The following is a 22,911-nucleotide window of genomic DNA, read 5'->3' on the forward strand; positions in this document are numbered from 1 at the left end:
CTATCTCAAGCTGGCTTCCGGCGGCATCGCGTAGACTTTTTCCACAGTTGATTATTTCTCTCCCGTATATTTCATCAACATAACTGTGGGGTTAGTGATGTTTAAGCGTTTCTTCATAACAGGTACTGACACTGCCGTCGGCAAGACGGTGGTTTCCCGTGCGCTGTTGCAGGCACTGGCTGCCTGCGGCAAAAGCGTCGCCGGATACAAGCCTGTGGCGAAGGGCAGTAAAGAGACGCCGGACGGACTGCGGAACAAAGATGCGCTGGTCTTACAGAGCGTGTCATCGCTGGTGTTACCGTATGAAGCTGTCAATCCCATCGCGTTAAGCGAAGATGAAAGCAGCGTGGCGCACAGTTGCCCGATCAACTACGGCCTGCTGTCGGATGGCCTCCAGCGGCTCAGCGGCCAGGTTGAGCATGTAGTGGTTGAAGGTACCGGCGGCTGGCGCAGCCTGATGAACGACCTGCGTCCGCTTTCGGAATGGGTAGTGCAGGAACAGCTGCCGGTGCTCATGGTGGTGGGGATTCAGGAAGGCTGTATCAACCACGCCCTGCTGACCGCGCAGGCGATTGCTAACGACGGCCTGCCGCTTATCGGCTGGGTGGCCAACCGCATTAATCCGGGCCTGGCGCATTATGCTGAAATCATCGACGTGCTGAGCAAAAAGCTGCCGGCCCCGCTTATCGGTGAACTGCCTTACTTGCCGCGCGCGGAACAGCGCGAACTAAGCCAGTATATCGACTTATCGATGCTCGGCGAGATGATGGCGGTAGATAGAATCTCGGCGTAGCGTCCGCGATAGCACCGATGCCAGCACGCTGGCAATCAGTAAACCGGGCAGTAAAACGTACTGTCCGGTCATTTCACAAATCATCAGCGTTGACATAATCGGCGCATGGGTGGTGGCCGCCAGAAACGCCGCCATACCGGTTAAGCCAATCACTATTGCGATCGCCTGGCCATCAGGCAGCCACAGCCCGGTCAGGCTGGCGAACAGCATACCGATCCCCAGCCCAATAAATAGCGTTGGCGTAAATACGCCGCCCGGCGCCCCGGAGCCGCTGCTGGCGAGTACCGCAAGCAGCTTGCAGACAAACACCGTAAGTATTGCGCTGAACAGCGGCGGCGACAGGAGATAGCTCTGGACAACGCTATAGCCATTCCCCCAGACGGCTGGCGCGATCAGCGACAGCAGACCGACAATGAGACCGCCGAGCGCCAGCTGCCAGGGGGGCGACAGGCGCAGCCGGACAAAGCAGCCATGGCTATAGCCCATCAGCCAGATAAACAGCGGCCCGCAAAGCCCGGCCAGCAGAGCCGTCGCCAGCATCAGCGCATAGTGCGTCGCGCGCAGGGTTTCGTGCAATTCAACGTGATACAGCGGGGCCGAACCGCCGTTCAGCAGATTGGTCAGCAGCAGGGCGACCACTGCGGCAATCACGACCGGGCCTAGCGACGCCAGCATCAGGGTGCCGAATAAGATCTCGGCGATAAACAGGCTTCCGGCCAGCGGAGCGTGGTAGGCGCTGGCCATCCCGGCGGCGGCGCCGCAGGCTACCCACAGCTTCCACTCGTCTTTGGGCGTAAAGCAGCGGGCGAACAGCGACGCGGCCAGCGCGGCCAGCAGGATCATCGCTCCCTCGCGGCCTATGGCGCTGCCGGTGGTCACCACCAGCAGGGAAGCCAGCGATTTTACCAGGCTGGCGGGCGTATCAAACACGCCGTCGCCGGTCTCGAGGGCTTCCATATAGTCGGTTGGCGCATGGGGTCGTGCACTGGTGCGCCGCTGCCAGAGCCAGAGCAGGGCGCCAGCCGCAAAACCGCCGAGCGCGGGCGTCAATAACCGACGCCATCCGGCCATCGACTCGGCGGCGTTGACCAGGCTTCCGCTGTCATTGCTCAGAAACAGGCTTTCCAGACCGGCCATCGCGTGGCGAAACAGGGCAACCGCGAGCGCGGCGAAGACGCCGACCAGCATGGCAATCAGCAGGCGGCGAAACATAACCTGAATATCAGGATAAGCGTGAAGACGATGCATCAGCGAATACGATTAGCGGGGGACATGGCTTATTTTTACCGGGTATAAGCATAGACGCAAAAGCGATAAGTGCGAAAACGGCAGAAAGTGACGTTGTCACCGATAGGCTATGCCCGCCGGGCGGGCATAGCGTCAGGGGTTAACGGTAGAGCGGTTTATCGGCGACCGCGCAGGGGAGCTGCGCCTGCCAGCGCGCCAGCGTCTCTTGCGCCAGCTGGCCCAGAGCCTGATAAAAAGGATTTTCCGCCCCGGCGATAAACACGCTCAGAAAGCGCCCCGACCACGGGAGAAGATGCCAGGCCAGCAGCTGGTTAAATGCCTCATCCTGAGCGGATTCACAAAGCCAGGCCGCCAGCAGCAGCAGCGTCCCGAAGTGGTCTTCCGGCTCGGCTCGGCGCTCAGACAGGCTGATGCCGGTTGCCCGCATCCACTCGCGCAGCGCCAGCGTCGAGTCGCCGAACAGCACGCTTTCTTTGTCCAGCCAGACGGAGCCCCACGGCGGCGCGGGCAGCGCCCACGGGCCGATAAACAGCCGCTGCCAGGCTTCCGCCAGCGGTTCATCGCTTGCGATAGCGAACTGTGCCGCCAGGCCGTCCGCGACCGGCCAGGGCCACTGACTCTGCCAGCTGCCGTCGCGCAGGGCCGCGATTAGCGGAGCCACCTGCTCGCTATCCGGAGCAAAAGAAAACAGCGCGCCCAGCGTACGGGCGCTGAGTGCGACGGCGTCGCGGTCTTGCGCTTGCATCATACCTATTCCTTAACAGCAGAGGGTGCCGCGGCACCCGTTGATTAACCAGCAATCGCCGTACCGACGGTCATATGTAGGCCATAAAACAGGCCGCGACCGATAAACTCGCCGAGTAATACCAGGATCAGTCCGAGCAGCAGGCTGGCGATGCGCGGGTTTTTCTTTCTTGCCAGCGGGCAGATCCAGCAGCCAAGGCCCAGCGTCAAAAATACTAAACGCAGGATTTGTAGCCAGCCGTAGTTTGGCAGCAGGGCGCTGGCCTGCTGCACGGAGCTGCGGATCTCCGCCAGTTCGCTGTTCTGCAAAATGACCACCGCCAGGCTTGCCAGCAGCGCAAGGACGCTCATCGACGCGAAGACGGTGCCGTTAAAAGGCACGTTGGCTACCCGCAGCAGCAGGGCGGCGAAAAGCGGCCCGCACAGCACCATCGTCAGAAAGAAGGCGGCGGTGGTGTAGGCATTATACCAGGTCGGCACGGTATCAATTTGATAGACCAGGGTCATCTCAAGGACGAACAGGCAGCCGAGCAGCATGGTGAGCAGGAGCCAGGCTTTGGCCAGCATATTCGGCATTTTGCCGAGTATCGTCAGCAGCCACCAGAAACCCCCCACGGCGAAAAACAGCGCGCCGCTGGCAATTTCGTTACTTAACGCCGATGCGCCTACCCGGTTAAGCGAGTTAAACGCCCGCAGCGGCGAGCCGAGGTGGATGATTGACGCCAGAAAGCCAATCCCCATCACCAGCCAGATAAAAAACATGCCGCGCACCAGGCGCTGGCGGGCTTCGGAGTTGTTATTCAGCGAAAGCCAGCCCAGCCCGCTGACGATAATCGCCCCTGCAACGCTTTGCCCCAGCACCGTAAACAGCACCAGCGGCCATTCATGCCATCCATTTCCCACGTTACACCTCCTTCGGGTTGGCCAGATAGCCGGTGGTATCACCCGTCGGACGGCTGTTGGCGTTAGGTTTAATCACAATGCTCGGCTTTGTGAAGTGCACGGACGGCAGCGGCGCGACGGCGGCAAGCTGGCCGTGCTTTTCGCGCAGCTCTTCGATGGGGCCAAAGTCGAGCGCCCGCAGCGGACAGGATTCGACGCAAATCGGTTTTTTACCGTCAGCAACCCGGTCGTAGCAGCCGTCGCATTTGGTCATGTGGCCTTTCGCCGCGTTGTACTGCGGCGCGCCGTACGGGCAGGCCATATGGCAGTAGCGACAGCCGATGCATACCTCTTCGTTCACCACCACAAAGCCATCATCGCGCTTATGCATGGCGCCGCTGGGGCACACTTTAGTACAGGCCGGGTCTTCGCAGTGGTTGCAGGCAATGGAAAGGTAATAGGCGAAAACGTTTTGATTCCACACGCCGTTATCTTCCTGCCAGTCGCCGCCCGCATATTCGTAAATGCGGCGAAAGCTGACGTCAGGCGTTAAGTTTTTATAATCCTTACAGGCCAGCTCGCAGGTCTTACAGCCGGTGCAGCGGGCGGAATCGATAAAAAATCCATACTGAGCGCTCATGGTTTACTCCTTAAACCTTCTCGATTTCGACCAGATTGGTGTGCTGGGGATTGCCTTTCGCCAGCGGCGAAGGACGATGCGTCGTGAGAGTATTGATACAGGAGCCGCGATCGATGCGATCGCCGTTCATATTGGCGTCATGCCAGGCGCCCTGGCCCATCGCCGATACGCCGGGCATGATGCGCGGGGTCACCTTAGCCGGAATGCGCAGTTCGCCGCGGGCGTTGAATACGCGCACCATATCGCCATTTTTAATCCCGCGCTTCTCGGCATCCAGCGGGTTAAGCCATACCTCCTGGCGGCAGGCGGCCTGTAACACATCGATGTTGCCGTAGCTGGAGTGGGTGCGCGCCTTATAGTGGAAGCCGAACATTTGCAGCGGGAATTTCTCGCGCAGCGGGTCGTCCCAGCCTTCGAAAGTCGACGCGTATACCGGTAATGGACTGATGGTTTCGTCCTTTTCCAACTGCCATTTGCCGGCGATATCCGCCAGACGGCTGGAGTAGATCTCGATTTTACCCGATGGGGTTTTTAGCGGGTTGGCGACAGGGTCTTTGCGGAAGTCGCGATAGGCGACAAAGTGGCCGTTGGGGTCTTTACGCTTATAAATCCCCATCTTTTTCAGTTCGTCGTAGCTCGGTAGCGCCGGGTCTTTCGCCAGCATTTTCGCGTACAGATGCTGCAGCCACTGCTCCTGGGTACGGCCTTCGGTAAACTTCTGGTGGATATCATCGCCAAGGCGCTTTGCGACTTCGCTGAGGATCCAATAGATCGGCTTGCGCTCAAATTTAGCGGAGGTGACCGGCTGAATAAAGATGAGATAGCCCATATTGCCGGCGTAGTCGTTGGGAATAATATCTTCCTGCTCGACGGTCATCAGGTCCGGCAGCAGAATATCGGCGTATTTGGCCGATGAGGTCATAAAGTTGTCGATAACCACGATCGTTTCGCACTTGCTTTCATCCTGCAGGATATCGTGGGTTTTATTGATATCAGAGTGCTGGTTGATGATGGTGTTGCCGGCGTAGTTCCAGATGAATTTAATCGGCACGTCCAGCTTCTCTTTGCCGCGCACGCCGTCGCGGGTCGCGGTCATTTCTGCGCCGCGATCGATGGCGTCGGTCCAGCTGAAGCAGGAGATCTGCGTTTTCACCGGGTTTTCCGGCAGCGGCATGCGTTCGATGGTAATGGTGTAAGTTGACTCGCGCGCGCCGCTGTTGCCGCCGTTAATCCCCACGTTACCGGTCAAAATAGGCAGCATGGCGATCGCCCGGGAGGTCAGTTCGCCATTAGCCTGACGCTGCGGTCCCCACCCCTGGCAGATGTAGGCCGGTTTTGCGGCGCCAATTTCGCGCGCAAGCTTAATGATGCGATCCGCCGGAATGCCGGTGATGCGTGACGCCCACTGGGGCGTTTTGGCGGTAGCATCGTCGCCCTGGCCGAGAATATACGCTTTGTAGTGTCCGTTGGCCGGGGCCCCTTCCGGCAGCGTTTTCTCGTCGTAGCCGACGCAGTAGGTATCAAGGAACGGCTGGTCGACCAGGTTTTCGTCGATCAAAACCCAGGCGATACCGGCCACCAGCGCCGCATCCGTACCCGGACGAATCGGGATCCATTCGTCCTCGCGCCCGGCGGCGGTGTCGGTATAGCGCGGATCGATAACGATCATCCGCGCATTAGAGCGCTCGCGCGCCTGTTCGAGATAGTAGCTGATCCCGCCGCCGCTCATGCGCGTTTCCGCCGGGTTATTGCCGAACATCACCACCAGTTTGCTGTTTTCAATATCGGAGGTGCTGTTGCCGTCATTGCTGCCGTAGGTATAGGGCATCGCGCAGGAAATCTGCGCCGTACTATAGGTACCGTAGTGGCTTAAAAAACCGCCGTAGCAGTTCATCAGACGCGCCACCAGCGAGGCGTAAGGGGAGGAGCGGGTGATATTGCCGCCGACAATCCCGGAAGAGTAGTTAATGTAGACCGCTTCGTTGCCGTATTTTGCCACCACGTTTTTCAGGCTGGCGGCGATGGCGTCCAGCGCCTCGTCCCAGCTGATACGTTCGAACTTGCCTTCCCCGCGTTTGCCGACGCGTTTCATCGGGTAGTTGAGGCGGTCGGGGTGGTTAATACGACGACGAATAGAACGCCCGCGCAGGCAGGCGCGCACCTGGTGATCGCCATAGCTGTCCGTGCCGGTATTGTCGGTTTCGACCCAGACCACTTCGTCATCGCGAACGTGTGAACGCAGCGCGCAGCGACTGCCGCAGTTGACCGAACAGGCGCCCCAGACGATCCGTTCCTCGCCGTGGGTCGCTTCTTGTACAGCGGCGGCGGCGCGGCGCAGGCTGAAAGGCAGGGATAAACCGCCGGCCGCGAGAGCCAGCGAGCCGAGGGCGGATGATTTAATTAGCGTTCGACGGCTAAGGCCGCCGGTATGTTCCTGGTTAGACATAGCTCACTCCATGATTTTGTTATAATGGCGTAATGCCAACGCCTGCGTAAGGTCGGCGTGGAGAGTGAGGGATCATACTTAAAATGGAGTAGAGAGATCTTATCCCTGGTCAACCGAGGGATAAGACTTCTCCAGTCATGCGGCGAGGTTACTGCGCGCCGCTGTCGCGGGTGTAGATGATTTTAAAGGTGTCGTTGGCGCAGTGGCCGACAACCTGCGCGCCGGGCTGATCGGGCTGGTCGTTCGGGACAATGGTCAGGCTGAAGCCCGATTCCGGGACGCCGTTGTTGATGATTTTCTGCTGAATATCGCTTTTTACCCGCTCGCAGGAATCCGGCGCCGCGAAAGCAGCTGTCGAACCCAGTAGCAGAGCCGCACATAGCCAGGGTGATAGTTTCATCATAAACTCCTTATTAACGTTATCCAAAGTTAAGCATAGCAGAAGTGGTGTAAACAATTGTATTTGCTAATATGATTGCACTATGCACAAAAGGAATCGCGCGTGAAAAAACGGTTTTTGCTGCTGTTGGTAGTTGGGGCGCTTAGCGCCTGTGATGAAAAGGGCGCGCCGCAGGCCTTCACCCCGGAAATGGCCAGCTTTTCTAACGAATTTGAGTTCGATCCGCTGCGCGGGCCGGTAAAAGCGTTTAGCCAGACGCTGTATGACGAACATGACCAGGTGGTGAAGTGGGTCAAAGGGCGTTTGTCCAGTGAAGGGTGCTTCGACCTGCTGGCGTTTGAGGATCTGGAGAACAAAACCGGCGCGGCGCTGGTGCTGGACGCGAACTACTACCTGGATGCGCAAAGCCACGAAAAGCGCCTGCGTGTGCAGGGCAAATGCCAGCTGGCGGAAATGCCCTCGGCGGGCGTGTCGTGGGAAACCGATGAGCACGGGTTCGTCGTCACCGCTCGCGGTAAAGAAAGCACCGCGACATACCGCTACGACAGAGAAGGCTACCCGCTGGGCAAAACGACGACCGCCAAAGGGGAACGCTTTACGGTGGCCTCAACGCCATCATCCGATCCGCGCAAAAAAATGGACTACACCGCAGTGAGCACCTTCAATGACCGCACGCTGGGCAACGTCAGCCAGACCTGCGATTACGACCGCCACGACAACCCGGTAAGCTGTGAGCTTCAGGTGGTTGACGACAGCGTGCAGCCTTCGCTAACCCGGCACTACACCATCAAAAGCACCATTGAGTATTATTGAGCCGTAGGTTTCAGCAGCGTCTGGCCCGGCGTTTTATGCTCGGCCAGGTATTGGTGCTGAAACAAGCACATACGGATGGTATTGCGGTATTCGCCGTTAATAAAGAATTCATGAATCAGCTCGCCTTCTACCATAAAGCCGAGCTTGCGGTAGATGTGGATCGCTTTTTCATTTTCTTTATCGACGATGAGGTACAGCTTATACAGGTTGAGCACCATAAAACCGTAGTCCATCGCCAGCTTTGCGGCGCGGGTGGCCAGGCCTTTTCCCTGATAATCAGGCGAGATAATAATCTGAAACTCGGCGCGGCGGTGCACATGGTTGATTTCAACCAGTTCCACCAGTCCGGCCTTTTCACCAGCGCATTCAATGACAAAGCGGCGTTCGCTCTGATCGTGAATGTGTTTGTCGTACAGGTCGGACAGTTCGACAAAGGCTTCATAGGGTTCTTCAAACCAGTAACGCATAACGCTGGCATTGTTGTCGAGCTGGTGGACAAAGCGCAGGTCTTCGCGCTCGAGCGGACGGAGTTTGACGTGAGATGCGTCAGTCATGGAAATACCTGTGAGTGATTGCGGAGCTTTATAGGTTGTGGCGCCCGCGGGCGCCATACATTACGGGGTAATGGTGCGTCCGGTGCGGCGGTCAAGGCAGCGCAGGGTGTTAGGTTCCCAGTAGGCGTTGACGTTCGCGCTCTTCTGGCAGTTATCCTGGGCGTCAAAAGCCACGTCGGCTTTATCCCACTCTTTTTCAGCACGGGTGTTGACCTTCTGGCGTAAAGAGCGGGTGTCGTTCCACTGCTCTTTTTCCATTGCGGCCTGCTGGCGGCTCTGGGCGCTGTCGCCGGACTCAATCACCAGCTTGTCGGTTTTGGCAAATGACGAGGCGGTAAAGACCATCGCGCTCAGCGCCAGCAGAGCGGTCAGGCACCAGCGTTTATTCAGTGTTGTGTTCATCACGATTTCCTTTAAGTGATTCCCTCGGACTAAGTTTACTACATCTCCTTTCGACGGCATACCCGACAAAACGGAGTAAACGACGGCCATTATTGCGTAGAATGCGTTAACGCTTGCTCAACTCACGACGCTTTATATGTTAAAAACGACGCTGCTTTTCTTTGCCACCGCTCTGTGCGAAATCATTGGCTGCTATCTTCCCTGGCTATGGTTAAAACGCGGGGCCACGCCGTTACTATTGATTCCGGCCGCCGCTGCGCTGGCGCTTTTTGTCTGGCTACTGAGCCTGCACCCGGAGGCAAGCGGACGGGTGTATGCCGCTTACGGTGGGGTATATGTCTGCACCGCGCTGCTGTGGCTGCGCTTTATCGATGGCGTCAAACTCAGCCACTATGATTGGGCCGGCGCGCTGGTTGCGCTGTGCGGCATGCTGATTATCGTAGCCGGCTGGGGACGCGCATAGACCTTTTTTACTGCATGGCGTCGGGATAGGCGGCGCCAGCACACCCCTGTGCGGTAAGGCATTCGCGTTCACGTTCTCTGTTTATTCCTCCTTTCTGTCCGGCGCGATAGTGTGATCTGTCGCGTCTTTTTCGATCGTTATACTTGTATGGTAGTAGGTCTGATGGTTTAATTTTACCCACTAACCGCATAGAAGTAAGGAATGAGAAATGAAGATCGTTGCCGCTGAAGTTTTCGTCACCTGTCCGGGGCGCAACTTCGTCACCCTTAAAGTCACCACCGATGACGGTATTGTCGGTCTGGGTGACGCGACGCTAAATGGTCGCGAGCTGTCCGTCGCATCCTATCTGCGGGATCACCTCTGTCCGCAACTGATTGGTCGCGATGCGCATCGCATTGAGGATATCTGGCAGTTTTTCTACAAGGGCGCCTACTGGCGTCGTGGTCCGGTCACGATGTCGGCGATTTCCGCCATCGATATGGCGCTCTGGGATATTAAGGCGAAAGCCGCAGGCATGCCGCTATACCAACTGCTGGGCGGGGCTTCGCGGGAAGGGGTGATGGTTTACTGCCACACCACGGGTCACTCCATCGATGAAGTCCTGGACGACTACGCTCGTCATAAAGAGATGGGGTTTAAAGCGATTCGCGTGCAGTGCGGCGTGCCGGGGATGAAGACCACCTACGGGATGGCGAAAGGTAAGGGCCAGGCCTACGAACCGGCAACCAAAGGTCAATGGCCGGAAGAGCAGCTGTGGTCTACCGAGAAGTATCTCGATTTTACGCCACAGCTGTTTGCCGCCGTACGCGAAAAATTTGGCTTTAACGAGCATCTGCTGCATGACATGCATCACCGCCTGACGCCGATTGAAGCGGCGCGTTTTGGCAAGAGTATCGAAGATTACCGCCTGTTCTGGATGGAGGATCCGACCCCGGCGGAGAATCAGGAGTGCTTCCGGTTAATTCGCCAGCATACCGTCACGCCGATTGCCGTCGGCGAAGTCTTCAACAGCATTTGGGACTGTAAACAGTTGATTGAAGAGCAGCTGATCGACTATATCCGCACCACCATTACCCACGCGGGCGGGATTACGGGGATGCGTCGGATCGCCGATTTTGCCTCGCTTTATCAGGTACGCACCGGCTCGCACGGGCCGTCCGATCTGTCTCCAGTCTGCATGGCGGCCGCGCTGCATTTCGACCTGTGGGTGCCGAATTTTGGCGTCCAGGAATATATGGGCTATTCCGAACAGATGCTGGAAGTCTTCCCGCACAGCTGGACGTTTGATAACGGCTATATGCATCCGGGGGAAAAGCCGGGGCTGGGCATCGAGTTTGATGAAAAACTGGCCGCGAAATATCCCTATGAACCGGCCTATCTGCCGGTCGCGCGTCTGGAAGACGGTACGCTGTGGAACTGGTAAAAAAGGAAGCCAAAATGAAAAGTATTGTGATTCGTCAGCCCAATGAACTGGTGATTGAAGAGCGGCCGATCCCGCAGCCTGCCGCGGGCGAAGTGCGGGTAAAAATTAAGCTGGCGGGAATATGCGGTTCCGATAGCCATATTTATCGCGGGCACAATCCGTTTGCCAAATACCCGCGCGTCATTGGCCATGAATTTTTTGGCGTCATTGACGCCATCGGTGAAGGGGTGACCGACAAAGCCGTCGGCCAGCGGGTTAGCGTTGATCCGGTCATTAGCTGCGGTCATTGCTACCCTTGCTCGGTGGGCAAGCCGAACGTCTGTACCTCGCTGGTGGTGCTCGGTGTGCATCGCGACGGCGGCTTCAGCGAGTACGCGGTGGTGCCGGCGAAAAATGCCTGGCAGGTTCCGGACAACGTTTCGGACAGCCACGCGGTGATGATTGAGCCCTTTACCATCGCGGCTAACGTGAGCGGGCACGTTTCGCCTACCGACCAGGATATCGCGCTGGTCTACGGCGCCGGGCCGATGGGCCTGACGACGATTCAGGTGCTGAAGCGGGTATATCGCGTTAAGCAGGTTATCGTTGTCGATCGCATTGATGAACGCCTGCAGATGGCGCAGCGTAACGGCGCGGACTGGGTGATTAACAACAGCGATGAGCCTCTGGCGGAAACGCTGAAGGCGAAGGGGATACTGCCGACGCTGATTATCGATGCCGCCTGTCATCCCGCTATTCTCCAGGAGGCGGTCAACCTGGCCTCCCCGGCAGCGAGAATTGTATTGATGGGATTCTCCACGGAACCTTCCCAGGTTGCGCAGCAGGGGATTACCGGGAAAGAGCTTTCTATTTTCTCCTCGCGTCTTAACGCCAATAAATTCCCGGTCGTCATCAAGTGGCTGGAACAAGGTTTAATTAATCCGGAGGAGTTGATTACTCACCAATTTGCGTATCAACAGGTTATCGATGCGCTGGAGCTTTTTGAAAATGACAGGAAACGGTGCTGTAAGGTTTTATTAACCTTCAGCTAATAACAACAGGTGCGGACTCTGTATTCTACAATTAGAGATAATCATTATGACTACCGTAAAAAATGAGAGAACCACTTCCGATCTCATTCGTGCAGCCGTATCTGGTTGGTTAGGCACTGCACTGGAGTTTATGGATTTCCAGCTCTATTCCCTCGGGGCGGCACTGGTTTTCCATGAAATATTTTTCCCGGAACAATCCGCCGCGATGGCCTTGATTCTGGCAATGGGAACCTACGGCGCGGGATATATCGCGCGAATCGTCGGCGCTTTTATTTTTGGTAAAATGGGCGACAGTATTGGGCGCAAAAAGGTCCTGTTTATTACCATCACCATGATGGGGATCTGTACGACCCTCATTGGCGTACTGCCAACCTATGCTCAGGTCGGTATTTTAGCGCCGGTGTTGCTTGTAACCTTACGTATTATTCAGGGGCTTGGCGCAGGCGCAGAAATATCAGGCGCCGGTACCATGCTGGCGGAATATGCGCCGAAAGGTAAGCGCGGGATTATCTCTTCGCTGGTGGCGATGGGCACCAACTGCGGCACCTTAAGCGCCACGGCTATCTGGGCGGTCATGTTCTTCGTGCTCGATCGCGAGCAGCTCGTCGCGTGGGGATGGCGAATCCCGTTCCTGGCCAGCGCAGTGGTGATGATTTTTGCCATCTGGCTGCGTCTTAATCTGAAAGAGAGCCCGGTCTTTGAGCAGGTTAGCGAAGACAGCGGCCTACAGAATGAGATGGCAACGCAGGAAGGGACCTTTAGCGCCATGCTAAAAAGTAAATCCTTCTGGCTGGCGACGGGTCTGCGCTTCGGACAGGCCGGAAATTCAGGGTTATTGCAAACGTTCCTCGCGGGCTATCTGGTGCAAACCTTACTGTTTGATAAGGCCATTCCTACCGATGCGTTAATGATCAGCTCTGTTATTGGCTTTATTACCATTCCATTCCTCGGATGGCTGTCAGATAAGGTGGGGCGTCGCATACCGTATATTATCGTCAATATTTCAGCCATTATTCTGGCCTGGCCAATGCTGTCGATTATTGTGGATAAGAGCTACAGTGCGAGCACTATTATGGCGTCATTGATCGTCATTCATAATATTGCGGTGTTAGGGCTGTTTGCGCTGGAAAATATCACCATGGCGGAAATGTTCGGTTCGCGTAACCGCTTTACCCGCATGGCAATTTCAAAAGAGGCGGGTGGCCTCGTCGCCGTAGGATTTGGCCCGGTGCTGGCCGGTATTTTCTGTAATATGACCGGTTCCTGGATGCCGATTGTGATTATGCTGGTGTGCTATTCCATTATTGGCTTAATTTCCGCGATCCTGATGCCTGAAGTCCGCGACCGCGATCTGAGCCTGCTGAATGATGCCGCAGACTGCGCGCCAAAGCCTAAAAGTGTCCACAGCGGGCAATATATTTAAAACGCATCAAGTCCGCACCCTAAGATGATAGCCGTAAACAGGAAACTGCCGGGCTTTTAGCCCGGCAGTTTTACCTCTTTTGCCAGCGGTTATTGCGAAAATCTAGCCATCCAGCTTCTTGTATGGTAGTTGATGAATATCAAAGATGTCATACCAATTGCGTGAGATGGTTTATATCCACACCCTCCGTGGGAAATCAGAAATCATAACTATGAGAGCCATCATGGAAAATATGCTTTTAACAGCTAACGCCACGCTGCCGGCATACGATCGCAACCGCCTTATTCCGCGCATCGTTCATTTGGGCTTTGGCGCATTTCACCGCGCTCACCAGGCCGTATACGCCGATATTCTGGCCACAGAACACGGCAGCGACTGGGGCTATACCGAAGTGAACCTGATCGGCGGCGAGCAGCAGATCGCCGATCTCCAGAAGCAGGATTTACTTTATACCGTCGCTGAAATGTCAGCGGACGCCTGGACCGCCCGCGTGGTTGGCGTGGTCAAGCAGGCGATGCACGCCCAGGTCGATGGTCTGGAGAGCGTGCTGGCAAAAATGTGCGAGCCGCAGGTCGCGATTGTGTCATTGACCATTACCGAAAAAGGCTACTGCCACTCTCCGGCCAGCGGTGAGCTGCAGTTGGATCACCCGCTGATTGCGGCCGATTTACAAAATCCCCGGCAACCGAAATCCGCGCCCGGCGTCGTAGTCGAAGCCCTGGCTCGACGCAAAGCGGCAGGGCTGCCGGCCTTCAGCGTAATGTCCTGCGACAATATGCCGGAAAATGGCCACGTCATGCGTAATGTCATCTGCGCCTATGCTCGCGCCGTTGATGCTGATTTGGCCGAATGGATTACGCGCAACGTCACGTTCCCCTCGACTATGGTTGACCGTATCGTTCCGGCAGTGACTGCCGATACGCTGGATAAAATTGCACAGCTCACCGGCGTGCGTGACCCGGCAGCAGTCGCCTGCGAGCCGTTTCGCCAGTGGGTCATCGAAGATAACTTTGTCGCCGGGCGTCCGCAGTGGGAAAAAGCCGGCGCCGAGCTGGTGTCGGACGTGCTGCCGTTTGAAGAGATGAAGCTGCGCATGCTTAACGGCAGCCACTCTTTTCTGGCTTATCTGGGGTATCTGGCTGGCTATCAGCATATTAATGACTGCATGCAGGACGAAAACTATCGCCGCGCCGCGCATACGCTGATGCTGGCTGAACAGGCGCCGACGCTGAGCGTGAAGGGTGTGGATTTGGCACGCTATGCCGGGCTTCTGATCGAGCGCTATAGCAATCCGGCGCTCAAACATCGTACCTGGCAGATCGCCATGGACGGCAGTCAGAAACTGCCGCAGCGGATGCTGGATTCGATTCGCTGGCACCTGGCGGATGGCGGCGACTTTCCTCTGCTGGCGATGGGCGTCGCGGGCTGGATGCGCTATGTGAGCGGGGTGGATGACCAGGGGCAGGCGATTGAAATCTCCGATCCTATGCTGCCGGTGATTACGCAAACCGTTCAGAACAGCGAAGACGGCGAAGAACGCGTACGGGCGCTGCTGGGTATTGAGGCTATTTTTGGTTTGAGCCTGCCCAAGGAGAGCCGTTTCGTCAACGCGGTGGTTCGCGCTTATTTATCGCTGCAAGCGCACGGCGCAAAAGCTACCGTAGCGGCCTGGGCTCAGGCAAATTAATCTATTTCGCCCGCGTGCCGCCGATCCCGGCGGCTCTGCCATCGCGCTTTATCAGTGGGCGCTTTTCCCGCCTGAAAATATTTCCCGTCTGGAATAAACTTTGATCCAGATCGTTGAATATACATAACTTTATCTAACAACAGTTAAGTATAAATAAGTGGAATTTATTTTAATCAATTAAATATTTATCTGAGTGATTATTCGTTCTCCTGCTGCAGTAAATATGGCATGATGAGTTAACTTACTAAGTTTCCTCAGAAAAAAGGAGAACGGACTATGTACAAAAAAATTTTGCTACCCGTAGACGTTTTTGAAATGGATTTAAGCGATAAGGCGGTTCGCCATGCCGAGTTTTTAGCATCAGCGGATGAAGGGGAAATTACGCTGCTCAACGTTCTGCCGAACAGCAGCAGCTCGATTTTACGCGGTTTTGCCGCCGATATCCGTAAGTTTGAAGCCTATATGCGCGAAGAGTCAGAGAAAAAGATGAAGACCCTATCCCGTCTGTTCTCGATACCCGCCGGGCGGATTCATTCCAGAGTGGTATTTGGCAACGTGCGCGATGAAATCCTGGCCATGAGCAGCAATGAGGAATTTGACGTTATTGTTATTGGTTCCCGTAAACCGGGTATATCAACTCATCTTCTTGGTTCAAACGCGGAGTCGATTTTACGTCACGCCAAAATACCGGTTCTGGTGGTCAGATAGTCCGCATAATAAACCCAGAGCGGCAGACCGTATATTCTGCCGCGACGCATTTTATTCCTCGCTAAACCAGTCGCTATTTTCCTGACGTACCAGCAGCACGGATTCGCTAATTTCTTGCAGATGTAAGCTCATCGCTTTTTCCACCGCGTCCGGGTCACGGGCGACCAGCGGCTGGAAAATATCGTAATGCTGACGCAGCATCATATCGGGAGGAGTCACATGATCGAGGCTCATATAGCGCACCCGGTCGATGGTAGCTTTAATATTTTCGACGGTATCCCAGGCTAACTGGCAGTCGGCGATTTGCGAGAGCTTCTGGTGAAATTCGTCATCCAGCTGGAAAAAATCGGTTAACTGCTGGCGTTCGACCGCCGTACGCTGCTGATTTAGATTTTGCTCAAGCTGGTAGAGCTGTTCATCGTTCACCATCCCGGCGGCGCGCCGCACCACGGCGCATTCGATGGCTTGGCGGACAAAACAGCCGTTGCGCACCTGCGAGAGAGAGATCTTATTCACGTAGCTCCCGCGCTGCGGGCGGATCTGGATCAAACCGTTCTCGGCCAGTTTAATAAAGGCTTCGCGAACCGGTTGACGAGAAACATCAAAGCGCACGGAGACTTCCTTCTCCGAAAGCGGGGTGCCTGGTGGGATCAGACAATGGACGATATCCCGACGAAGGATACGATAAATTTGCTGATTGACGGGCTGTGTCGGATTCAGTTGTGCTTCTGCGGCCATGGATAATTACTTTTTTATGAGGTATTTGCGCTATTTTACGTGTTTTTTCTCTTTCAGCCCAGACCCGGCCTGCTGGCCGGGTCACAGAGCTTAGCCCTGGCGGTGAACGTTCAGCCCGGCAAAAGTTTGGCTGACCGGCATGAGTTCCAGGGTGTTGATGTTGACGTGTTTTGGCAGGGTCGCGACCCACCAGACCGCTTCTGTCACGTCCTCCGGCGTCAGGGCCTGGGTATTTTCGTAAGCTTTCTCGGCTTTAGCGTCATCGCCTTTAAAGCGCACGTTGGAGAATTCGGTGCCGCCAACCAGGCCGGGTTCAATATCGGTCACGCGAAGGGCGGTGCCGTGAAGGTCGGTACGAAGATTGAGGCTGAACTGGCGCACAAAAGCTTTGGTCGCACCGTAGACGTTACCGCCGGCATAAGGCCAGGCGCCGGCGACCGAACCAATATTGATAATATGGCCGCGGTTACGTTCAACCATCCCCGGCAGGACGGCGCGGGTCATATAAACCAGCCCTTTATTATTGGTATCAATCATGTCTTCCCAGTCTTCAAGGCTGGCTTTATGCGCGGGCTCAAGACCCAGCGCCAGTCCGGCGTTATTGACCAGAATATCAATCGCCTGCCACTCGGCGGGCAGCCCGGCGATCGTCTCTTCAATGGCTGCGCGATTGCGTACGTCCAGTTGGGCGGTATAAAGGTTGTCGCCCAGCTCATCTTTCAACGTTTTCAGGCGCTCTTCGCGGCGCCCGGTGGCAATCACTTTGTGACCGTTAGCGATAAAACGGCGAGTAATACTTTCCCCAAAACCCGCTGTTGCTCCGGTAACCAGAATAATCATCTTACTGTTCCTCAACGCTTTTTGTGTCTTCATACCATAGCACGCGATCCCGGTGGCGGGTAATGGAAATCATCGGGCAAAGGAGGCCGATCGCGGCGGTTAACAGAGTAATCATTGCGGTCAATCAATGAGTTGCCTAATCTTAGAGAATAATCGTATTCAGGAGATGAAGATGTCGGAGAACAATCCTTTTTTCAGCGTCAGCCTGCTGCCTTATCAGGCGCCGCGTTTCGATGTGATTGACGTGAGTCATTACCGTCCGGCCTTCGACGAGGGCGTTCGCCGCCAGCGCGCGGAGATTGCCGCCATCGTTAATCACCCCCAGCCGGCTGATTTTGCCAACACGCTGGAGGCCCTGGAGCAGAGCGGCCAGCTGCTGGCGCGGGTGACGAACGTCTTTTTCGCGATGGCGGGAGCGGAGACCAACCCGACCATTCAGGCGCTTGATGAGCAGTTTTCCGCCGAGCTGGCGGAACTGGCGAATGATATCTGGCTTAACGATGCGCTTTTTCAGCGGGTGAAGCGAGTGTGGGAGCAGCGGGATTCGCTCTCTCTGGATAGCGAATCCCGGCGTTTGCTGGAGGTGACCTGGCAACGTTTTACCCTTGCGGGCGCGATGCTTGAGGATGAGCAAAAAGCGGCGCTTCGCGCGCTGAATACCGAAGCGGCAGCGCTGCAAAGCCAGTTTCAGCAGCGCCTGCTGGCGGCGGTAAAATCTGGCGGTCTGGTGGTGGAGGATGCCCATCAGCTCGCGGGACTTAGCGACGAGGAGATAAGCGCAGCGGCAGAGGCCGCGCAGGATAAGGGATTAAGCGGTCGCTGGCTGCTGCCTTTACTCAATACCACCCAGCCGCCCGCGCTGCTCTCGCTGCAGGAGAGGCAGACGCGAGAGAACTTGTTTGCGGCCGGTTGGACGCGCAATCAGAAGGGCGATGCGAATGATACCCGCGAGCTGGTGCTGCGGCTGGCGGAAATTCGCGCGCGTAAAGCGCAGCTGCTGGGCGCGGACGACTTTGCCAGTTGGTCAATGGCCGATCAGATGGCGGGAGCGCCGGGGGAGGCGTTTGCCTTTATGCGACGAATCGCCCCGGCGGCAAGGGCGCGGGCCGAGCAGGAGCTGGCGGATATCCAGCAGGTTATTGATAATGAAGGGGGCGATTTCCGCGCGGCGGCCTGGGACTGGCTCTATTACGCCGAGCAGGTGCGCAGGGCGAAATTTGCCATCGATGAAGCGCAGTTAAAACCCTATTTTGCCCTCGACCGCGTCCTGCGCGATGGCGTGTTCTGGACGGCGACACAGTTGTTCGGTATTCGCTTTATCGAACGATTCGATATTCCGGTTTATTACCCTGACGTACAGGTATGGGAAATTATTGACGCTAACGGCGAGGGGATCGCGCTGTTCTACGGCGACTACTTCTCGCGGGATAGTAAAAGTGGCGGGGCATGGATGGGCGTGTTTGTCGAACAATCGACCCTGCGAGCGCAGCATCCGGTTATCTACAACGTCTGTAACTATCAGAAACCCAAAGCCGGACACAGCGCGCTGCTTTCCTGGGATGAGGTCATCACTTTATTCCACGAATTTGGTCATACCCTGCACGGCCTGTTTGCCAGCCAGAAGTATGCCAGCCTGTCAGGAACCAATACCCCGCGCGATTTTGTGGAGTTTCCTTCGCAAATTTATGAACATTGGGCCAGCGAGCCGCAGGTGTTTGCCCACTATGCGCGGCATCATCAAACCGGGGAAGCTATGCCGGAAGCGCTGCGCGACAGCATGTTCCGCGCGGCGAAGTTTAATAAAGGCTACGATATGAGCGAACTGCTCGCGGCGGCGCTGCTGGATATGCGCTGGCACAGCGTGACGGTGGATAAGCTACCCGAGGACGTGGATGCGTTTGAAGCCGCGGCCCTGCACGCGGAGAGTATGGATCTTGCCGCGGTGCCGCCACGCTATCGCAGCAGCTACTTCTCGCATATTTTCGGCGGCGGCTACGCGGCAGGCTATTACGCCTATCTGTGGACGCAGATGCTGGCGGACGACGGCTACCAGTGGTTCGTTGAGCAGGGTGGTTTAACCCGTGAAAACGGCCAGCGTTTCCGCGAAGCGATTTTGTCTCGCGGCAATAGCACTGATTTAGCTGAACTTTATCGCCAGTGGCGCGGACACGATCCGCAGATTGAGCCGATGCTGGAAAACCGCGGGCTGAGTTAGTCGAGCGTTTTGACGAGTAGAAGAAGACCGGGCACAGCGCCCGGTTTTTTTGTCTTTTTTCCCGAAAAGGAATGCTCAGACTCGTCAGGATTTGCGAGGTTACTCTGCAGCAGTGCCCGGGCATGCCCGGCACGCATTTGCATTTTTCACTGCGGGTGAGGTTGCTCACCTGCGAACCGTATGCAAGAGCTGCAGGTGAGCAATTTGCTATGGAGGCAGTACCATAGCAGCGAAATTTTATCCTCGCGCTGCGGGCAAAACCATTAAACAGTTAAGCGCTGAGAATATTTAGGACTTACCTTACTTATGACATCAAGGCGTTACGCCTGCCATCAAGATTGGCAGAAGGAACCTGGAGTAGGGAAGCGTTCGCCCCCTCAACTCGGCAAAACCTCTGTTTTGCGGGACAGCCGTTAAGAGCGGATGGTTCAATATGATTTCTGCGCTAACGTTTCGCGAAAAGTGCAAAAATAGCCAATCGAGGCGGTGAGACAAAGCATATAACCGAATGATTCGCAGCCTTCCTCTACGACGTTTTTTACCACCCGAACGTAACCGCCATCGAGAATGGCCAGCCATAAGGCTTGCATGCCGAAGAGTCGGGAGAAGACCAGAATAGCCAACAGGCCGCTGATTAATAGGCCGTACGAGGGGGTACGAGTATATTGTGCTAGCTGGTGCAGGGTCTGACGATAATGAATAACTGGATGAATTAAGGCTAAAAGAGCTGCAATCAGCGCAAACCATACCCAGCTACCGTGAGCAATGAGATCAAAAAGGGCGTCCAGTTCGCGAATTAGCATGGCAAGGAAAAAACCGCCAACCAGAATATTACAGTAGCGCATGGCTTTATACCTCCTGGCAAGCAGGAAATGAATAAATACGATGGCTGTTAAAACGGACTCCTGCACAATTTCGGTCAGTGATAGTTCCGAAATATTATAATCCCAAAAGTATATATCGACCCACAGGCTAAGTACCACAAATGCGCTGGCGCAAGCCGCACCAAGAAAAGAGAGTAAGCTTTTAAATATAGTCATCAATATCACCAAATTTGTTTTTGGCTACGAGGATAAATGATGCGAATCTAAATGCTGTTCACTTTGTGCTGTATTATAACCCTGGTTTTAACACATGATGCGAATTAGCTTATTCTGAGGCATTTAATTTACGGAGATAGAGCGATCGCGCGCAGGAGCGTATATAAATATTTCGTTTAGCTCAGCGCTGCAATTAATTTCGCCTCCTGGGTTTTGGCGCTACCGGTTAGCCACCGCCCGGCGGAGATATGGGGCAGATGTTGAAAACGGGTGGGTCATAAGTCTCAAACCGGGCGCGGAGCCCGGTTTGGTTCACTGTATGTTGTTACACTTTAAGCAGTTTTACCGTGGCCTCAATATCAATCTCATCTTCCGAGAAAATGAGGGTGCTCCCCTGGAAGGTGGTGATAGCCAGCTTTTTCACCGAGCGCATTTCGCCGGGCTTCGCGGCGGATTTTGGCCTGATATTTCCCATCAACAGGCCCACGGAGAGTACCGCATTCTCTTTATCAATGCGGGCATCGGCGGGCTCTTCCTCGCTGTATACCAGGAAAGATTTGATCGACGTAAGCTTAATCCGCTCGCCTGCAATATAGATATATTTGCTTTCCGGCAGGACTTTCACCGCGTAAGCTGACAAACCCTTGTTATTCGTGGTGGGTTCGAACGTGACAGCCGCATCTTTTTTAATCAGTTCAGGGTTGGCAACTTTAATCACATGAAAATAGCGATTATCGCCGTTTTCATCTTTGATAAATCCAAAACCTTTATCTTTAAACCATGTTGTGATCGTTCCGTTCATCGCCGTTACCGCCTGGTTAATCGTTTATCTACTCAATTTTTGCCGCGGGCAGCGTAAAGCACAATGCCCGCATAGACTACGCCTGAATCTCCGGTCTGCGGAGGCCCGCGTTGCTTACCACATCAAATCATCGGGAACTTTAAAATCAGCATACGGATCGTCTTCGTCCTGCTCTTCCGCACTCAGCGCGCTGTTTAAAACAATGCTGCTGGCGTCGCGCTGGGCGATTTTATCCGCTACGCTCGCCGGGATAATCGCGTATTGGCTCTCACCGTCATTATCACCAGCCAGACGGGCAATGGCGAGACGACCGCTAATCAGCTGCGCCTGGGTCAGTTTATCCACGGCGATTTTTTTAATAAAGTTGTTATCCGTGAAGTTAAAATCAATATTGCCTTTGGATATATCGATTTTATTCATTTCAATAAGCTGCTTAACCTGCGCTTTATACTCTTTCGATAGCGCGGCCTGCTTTTGTTGCTCGCTAAGCTGCTTATCTCGCTCAAGCTGCGCTTTTTTATTCTCTTCCACCGCCTCTCTGGCTTCACGGGCCTGAACGCGGGATTTTTTCGCCGTCCTCTGAACTTTGGCCATTTTTTTGCTGGTCACGAGTCCGGCTTTTAGCATCTGCTCTTGTAAGGTGAGTTTTGTCATCTTGGTATCTGAATCCGCTGAATAATGAGTGAGATTATACCTGCAAATGTCGGGTATGTACCATGCGGTATGGTTTGCTTGTTATGAAGTGCATAAAAATTCTCTTTTTTTGCTATTTATTTGCTATAAATGCACTTTGCGTAATTGATTATGGAGATTGGTGATGATTGTCAGAACCTGGCACGGCTGTGTTCCCGTGGCGTTTGGCGATGCGTTTGCGCTTCATCTGCAGGCGACAGGCGTGCAACATTCTCGGGGCATCACCGGCAACGCGGGGGCGTTTGTCAGGCGGGAAACGCAGGGGGAGTGGGAACATTTTTTTCTGGCCACGTACTGGAATAATCTGGATGCCGTCATCGCCTTTGCCGGTGAAGACTATCACGTGGCGGTAACCTATGCGGATGATGAGCGGTATCAGCTGCTCTCCGACCCGTACGTTTTTCAGTTTGAGGTTGCTGACGTTGTGGCGATCTGAGTTGGCTTATGCATAAGGGTGTGCTTGAGGTTCAAAAATTAAGGCCCAAAGGGCCTTATAGGTTATTTCCTTCCCGCCAGCAAGCCAATCACCAGCCCGATGGCGCCGGCCGCCAGCAGCCCGGTTAGGGGATTTTCCCTGACGCGCTCAGAGACCTCTGAAACGGCATCCGAAGCCTGAGCGGCGTATTTTCGGGCCGCGCCTTTTAGCTGATGTTTCGGCGAATCAACCGCATCACCAAATTGCTGCTGGGCTTCCCCGGCAAATTCATTCACTTTATTACCGACTTTGTCGGCCAGATTCTGCGCGTCGTTTTCATAATCTTGTGATGACATGGGAGTCTCCTTTCGTTTGACTTATTTAAGTCTAGTGGCTGACAGGCGAAGTACCAATGCTCAGCCTGCGGTATAGCCCACTCCAGGAATTTTCTACAACGTTTGGGATATAAACCAGGCTGCTGTTTCGACCTCAGAAGCGCTAAGTTGATTGC

At 55.2% G+C, this 22,911-nt stretch carries 24 protein-coding genes; 10 read left to right on the forward strand and 14 right to left on the reverse strand.

What is annotated here, in order from left to right:
* Window positions 1–97: 97 nt before the first annotated feature.
* Complete coding sequence (gene bioD / locus ACE3MN_RS12070) at window positions 98–793, forward strand: dethiobiotin synthase (protein ID WP_004119700.1); 696 nt, start codon at window positions 98–100, stop codon at window positions 791–793.
* Here the strand turns inward: bioD and clcB are convergent.
* The 6 genes from clcB to ACE3MN_RS12100 form a co-directional block, all read right to left on the reverse strand.
* Window positions 746–2,041 (reverse strand): voltage-gated ClC-type chloride channel ClcB, encoded by a 1,296-nt coding sequence (clcB, locus tag ACE3MN_RS12075; protein WP_024358033.1) that lies wholly within the window; start codon window positions 2,039–2,041, stop codon window positions 746–748. The genes bioD and clcB overlap by 48 nt on opposite strands.
* Before the next feature lie 139 nt (window positions 2,042–2,180).
* On the reverse strand, window positions 2,181–2,789 hold the full coding sequence (gene dmsD / locus ACE3MN_RS12080; protein ID WP_004135636.1) for a Tat proofreading chaperone DmsD: 609 nt from the start codon (window positions 2,787–2,789) through the stop codon (window positions 2,181–2,183).
* A gap of 41 nt (window positions 2,790–2,830) precedes the next feature.
* Window positions 2,831–3,688: a DmsC/YnfH family molybdoenzyme membrane anchor subunit gene (locus tag ACE3MN_RS12085; protein ID WP_004135637.1), complete on the reverse strand. Its 858-nt coding sequence runs from the start codon at window positions 3,686–3,688 to the stop codon at window positions 2,831–2,833.
* A 1-nt stretch (window position 3,689) separates the two neighbouring features.
* Window positions 3,690–4,307, reverse strand: coding sequence for a DMSO/selenate family reductase complex B subunit (locus ACE3MN_RS12090; RefSeq protein WP_375364373.1), 618 nt, complete (start codon window positions 4,305–4,307; stop codon window positions 3,690–3,692).
* Window positions 4,308–4,317: 10 nt separating this feature from the next.
* Window positions 4,318–6,753: a selenate/tellurate reductase subunit YnfE gene (ynfE, locus tag ACE3MN_RS12095; protein ID WP_102649754.1), complete on the reverse strand. Its 2,436-nt coding sequence runs from the start codon at window positions 6,751–6,753 to the stop codon at window positions 4,318–4,320.
* 148 nt (window positions 6,754–6,901) lie between these two features.
* Window positions 6,902–7,153 (reverse strand): DUF1161 domain-containing protein, encoded by a 252-nt coding sequence (locus ACE3MN_RS12100; RefSeq protein WP_004119709.1) that lies wholly within the window; start codon window positions 7,151–7,153, stop codon window positions 6,902–6,904.
* Between the two features lie 102 nt (window positions 7,154–7,255).
* Between ACE3MN_RS12100 and ACE3MN_RS12105 the strand changes: the two genes are divergently transcribed.
* On the forward strand, window positions 7,256–7,966 hold the full coding sequence (locus ACE3MN_RS12105) for a YnfC family lipoprotein (RefSeq protein WP_102649755.1): 711 nt from the start codon (window positions 7,256–7,258) through the stop codon (window positions 7,964–7,966).
* Here the strand turns inward: ACE3MN_RS12105 and speG are convergent.
* Together speG and ACE3MN_RS12115 are read right to left on the reverse strand one after the other, a co-directional pair.
* Window positions 7,960–8,520 carry a spermidine N1-acetyltransferase gene (gene speG, locus ACE3MN_RS12110; protein WP_024358037.1) on the reverse strand — a complete coding sequence of 187 codons (561 nt, stop codon included), beginning with the start codon at window positions 8,518–8,520 and terminating at the stop codon, window positions 7,960–7,962. The genes ACE3MN_RS12105 and speG overlap by 7 nt on opposite strands.
* A 60-nt stretch (window positions 8,521–8,580) precedes the next feature.
* Window positions 8,581–8,922: a DUF1283 family protein gene (locus ACE3MN_RS12115; protein ID WP_004135642.1), complete on the reverse strand. Its 342-nt coding sequence runs from the start codon at window positions 8,920–8,922 to the stop codon at window positions 8,581–8,583.
* A gap of 136 nt (window positions 8,923–9,058) precedes the next feature.
* Between ACE3MN_RS12115 and ACE3MN_RS12120 the strand changes: the two genes are divergently transcribed.
* The 6 genes from ACE3MN_RS12120 to ACE3MN_RS12145 all read left to right on the forward strand — a co-directional run bounded on the left by ACE3MN_RS12120 (window position 9,059) and on the right by ACE3MN_RS12145 (window position 15,657).
* Window positions 9,059–9,385 (forward strand): YnfA family protein, encoded by a 327-nt coding sequence (locus tag ACE3MN_RS12120; RefSeq protein WP_024358038.1) that lies wholly within the window; start codon window positions 9,059–9,061, stop codon window positions 9,383–9,385.
* Between the two features lie 208 nt (window positions 9,386–9,593).
* On the forward strand, window positions 9,594–10,808 hold the full coding sequence (rspA, locus tag ACE3MN_RS12125) for a starvation-sensing protein RspA (protein ID WP_004119717.1): 1,215 nt from the start codon (window positions 9,594–9,596) through the stop codon (window positions 10,806–10,808).
* Between the two features lie 14 nt (window positions 10,809–10,822).
* Window positions 10,823–11,839 (forward strand): Zn-dependent oxidoreductase, encoded by a 1,017-nt coding sequence (locus tag ACE3MN_RS12130; RefSeq protein ID WP_102649869.1) that lies wholly within the window; start codon window positions 10,823–10,825, stop codon window positions 11,837–11,839.
* A gap of 46 nt (window positions 11,840–11,885) precedes the next feature.
* Window positions 11,886–13,262, forward strand: a complete 1,377-nt coding sequence (locus tag ACE3MN_RS12135; protein ID WP_102649756.1) for an MFS transporter — start codon at window positions 11,886–11,888, stop codon at window positions 13,260–13,262.
* Between the two features lie 223 nt (window positions 13,263–13,485).
* Window positions 13,486–14,949 (forward strand): mannitol dehydrogenase family protein, encoded by a 1,464-nt coding sequence (locus ACE3MN_RS12140; RefSeq protein ID WP_024358040.1) that lies wholly within the window; start codon window positions 13,486–13,488, stop codon window positions 14,947–14,949.
* A gap of 276 nt (window positions 14,950–15,225) precedes the next feature.
* Window positions 15,226–15,657, forward strand: a complete 432-nt coding sequence (locus ACE3MN_RS12145) for a universal stress protein (RefSeq protein ID WP_004119728.1) — start codon at window positions 15,226–15,228, stop codon at window positions 15,655–15,657.
* A 51-nt stretch (window positions 15,658–15,708) separates the two neighbouring features.
* Here the strand turns inward: ACE3MN_RS12145 and ACE3MN_RS12150 are convergent, their stop codons facing one another.
* Together ACE3MN_RS12150 and ydfG are read right to left on the reverse strand one after the other, a co-directional pair.
* Window positions 15,709–16,395 carry a GntR family transcriptional regulator gene (locus tag ACE3MN_RS12150; protein ID WP_004136262.1) on the reverse strand — a complete coding sequence of 229 codons (687 nt, stop codon included), beginning with the start codon at window positions 16,393–16,395 and terminating at the stop codon, window positions 15,709–15,711.
* Between the two features lie 90 nt (window positions 16,396–16,485).
* Window positions 16,486–17,235: a bifunctional NADP-dependent 3-hydroxy acid dehydrogenase/3-hydroxypropionate dehydrogenase YdfG gene (ydfG, locus tag ACE3MN_RS12155; RefSeq protein WP_004119732.1), complete on the reverse strand. Its 750-nt coding sequence runs from the start codon at window positions 17,233–17,235 to the stop codon at window positions 16,486–16,488.
* 172 nt (window positions 17,236–17,407) lie between these two features.
* Between ydfG and dcp the strand changes: the two genes are divergently transcribed.
* Window positions 17,408–19,450: a peptidyl-dipeptidase Dcp gene (dcp, locus tag ACE3MN_RS12160; protein WP_102649757.1), complete on the forward strand. Its 2,043-nt coding sequence runs from the start codon at window positions 17,408–17,410 to the stop codon at window positions 19,448–19,450.
* 428 nt (window positions 19,451–19,878) lie between these two features.
* Here dcp and ACE3MN_RS12165 read toward each other — a convergent pair whose 3' ends face one another.
* From ACE3MN_RS12165 to ACE3MN_RS12175, 3 genes are all read right to left on the reverse strand, one after another.
* A complete protein-coding gene (locus tag ACE3MN_RS12165) occupies window positions 19,879–20,490 on the reverse strand; it encodes a transporter (RefSeq protein WP_098140739.1) in 612 nt (203 codons plus the stop codon).
* A 325-nt stretch (window positions 20,491–20,815) separates the two neighbouring features.
* Window positions 20,816–21,292 (reverse strand): cold-shock protein, encoded by a 477-nt coding sequence (locus ACE3MN_RS12170; protein WP_004136265.1) that lies wholly within the window; start codon window positions 21,290–21,292, stop codon window positions 20,816–20,818.
* A 114-nt stretch (window positions 21,293–21,406) separates the two neighbouring features.
* Window positions 21,407–21,946, reverse strand: coding sequence for a DUF2058 domain-containing protein (locus ACE3MN_RS12175; protein ID WP_004136266.1), 540 nt, complete (start codon window positions 21,944–21,946; stop codon window positions 21,407–21,409).
* A 163-nt stretch (window positions 21,947–22,109) separates the two neighbouring features.
* Here ACE3MN_RS12175 and ACE3MN_RS12180 point away from each other — a divergent pair, with 163 nt between their 5' ends.
* Entirely contained in the window at window positions 22,110–22,421 is a 312-nt protein-coding gene (locus ACE3MN_RS12180; protein WP_004136267.1) for a hypothetical protein, read from the forward strand.
* Between the two features lie 62 nt (window positions 22,422–22,483).
* Here the strand turns inward: ACE3MN_RS12180 and ACE3MN_RS12185 are convergent, their stop codons facing one another.
* Window positions 22,484–22,756 (reverse strand): YqjD family protein, encoded by a 273-nt coding sequence (locus ACE3MN_RS12185; RefSeq protein WP_004136268.1) that lies wholly within the window; start codon window positions 22,754–22,756, stop codon window positions 22,484–22,486.
* Window positions 22,757–22,911 lie beyond the last annotated feature (155 nt).

Source organism: Klebsiella grimontii, from assembly GCF_042137965.1.
Taxonomy (GTDB): Bacteria; Pseudomonadota; Gammaproteobacteria; order Enterobacterales; family Enterobacteriaceae; genus Klebsiella; species Klebsiella grimontii.